The organism is Candidatus Bathyarchaeia archaeon, assembly GCA_035935655.1.
Taxonomy (GTDB): domain Archaea; phylum Thermoproteota; class Bathyarchaeia; order 40CM-2-53-6; family 40CM-2-53-6; genus 40CM-2-53-6.
The window spans coordinates 1-2,042 of sequence record DASYWW010000004.1 but is presented as its reverse complement, the minus strand read 5'-3'; the positions used below and the strand labels follow the sequence as shown (position 1 = coordinate 2,042).

At 52.7% G+C, this 2,042-nt stretch carries 1 protein-coding gene; it reads left to right on the top strand.

The annotated features are described in order from the left end of the window. A partial coding sequence (locus VGS11_00030) for a tetratricopeptide repeat protein (protein HEV2118489.1) occupies positions 1-2,042 on the top strand: 2,042 nt, incomplete at both ends.

Here is a 2,042-nt window from a genome sequence, read left to right as displayed (position 1 = left end):
AATCGATCCCAAATATGTGGAAGCTTATTACCAGCTTGCGCAGGCGGATATGGGAATGCGCGAAGGAAAGGGCGCCTTTGATGCGCTAAGTAGTGCGATTGAGATCGATCCGAATCGTGTGGACGCACGGCTTGGCCGCGCGCAGATTTACCTCTATGCCGCAAAAGGCGATCCCAAGTATTACGGAAATGCCGAAGAAGATATCAATTCTGTTCTGAAACAAGATTCTCAGAATACTCAAGCTCACCGCTTGCTGGGGACGGCCTATGCGGCACAGAAGAAATACGACGCCGCTTTGCAAGAATTCTCGACAGTAGCCAAATTGGAGCCTGTCAAGGCGTCGCCATACATGGACATGGGGTTGGTGCAAATGGCATTGAAGCAATTCTCCGATGCCGAGCAGAGCTTCAAGAAAGCCGTTGAGCTTGAGCCCAGGTCCTCTCAAGCCTACGTTGACCTGGCGAATTTCTACGGGTCCCAAGGAAAGGCGCCCGAAGCGGAAGCAGCGCTTCAGAAAGGCGCGCAGAATATCCCGAACGACACCACGATCTATCTAGATTGGGCAGCGACTCTCGCAAGTGAGGGCAAGAATTCGGACGCAGATGCCACGCTCAAAGTGCTCGAGAACCAGTCACCCAAGTCAGTGGAGGTCGCGAACGCGATAGGCGATTACTATTTGCAGCGGAACGCGGTTGAACAAGCCATTGGAGAATATCAGCGAGGTCTTACAATCGATCCGAAGAATCTCTCCCTCCAGCAGAAACTCGAGGATATTTATTTAACGACTGGGAAGCTCGACTCCGCTGCTCAAGTTGATTCTGCCTTAATGCAACAGGCCCCTAATGATTCTATTAACAAGATCAATCACGGGCGTCTATTGTTGGAACAGGGAAAGTACCAGGATTCTGTATTGTCGCTTCAGAAGACCGTGGCGGATGCCGGCGATTCAAACGAAGCTCATTACTATCTTGGAATGGCGTACTGGAAATCAGGGAAAGCGGATCAAGCTAACACCGAACTCCAAAACGCCCTGCGGATCACCCCGGGATTACCCGTAGCCCTACGCGCCTTGGCGCAACTGAATTTCGCACAACAGAATTATCCAGTTGCGCAGATCTATGCGCAAGAACTGGTCCAGAGCAATTCGAAGAACCCTTCCGACCATCTCCTATTGGGAGAAACCCTTTTCCAGCAAGGAAAAGACAAAGAGGCTGAAGCTCAAATTCTCGCTGCCAAGCAGCTCGCTCCCAATAATGCGGGCGTGCATATCGACATTGCACTTCTCTACAATTCAGAAAAGAAATATCCAGAAGCTGACAAGGAATATCAAGCGGCACTTCAGGCGGCTCCGGACAATGCAGCTGTCTTGGATCAGTATACGGGCTTCCTGGTCTCCCGAGGAGAGCTGGCCAAAGCGGTGACGCTCGCGGAGCAATTCCTGACGAGAAATCCGAAAGACGCCCGCGCCCATCTGATTCTGAGCGGAGTCCAACTGCGGGCCAGGAACTTCAAGGTAGCGGGCGCCGAGGCCGAACAGGCAATACAACTGGCCCCGAGATCCATTCCGGCGTATTTGGAGCTAGGACAGGTGCTGGACGCGCAGGGCGATACTGCCGGCGCCTTGCAGGCTTACCAGAATGCACTGGCTGTCGATCCCAATGACGCGGCGCTCCTCACACAAATTGGAAACATTTACATGAACCAAGGAGATCTGTCCCGAGCAGCAGAGGAATTTCAAAAGGCGATTGGTGCCAACGCACCAGACTCTCCAAACTCTGCCGCGGCGGAAAATAATCTGGCTTGGATTTATGCAGAGCAGGGACAAAATCTTGATGTGGCTTTGGGTCTGGCACAAAAGGCCAAGTCTCAGTATCCCGAAACGCCTACCTTCACAGACACTCTGGCCTGGGTGATGTACAAGAAGGGAGATTATTCCGGCGCCATACCGTACCTTCAAGACTGCGTGAAGAAGTCTCCGGAGACCGGCCAGTTTAAATATCACCTCGGGATGGCTTTGGTCGCGGCCGGTCAGAAACAGCAGG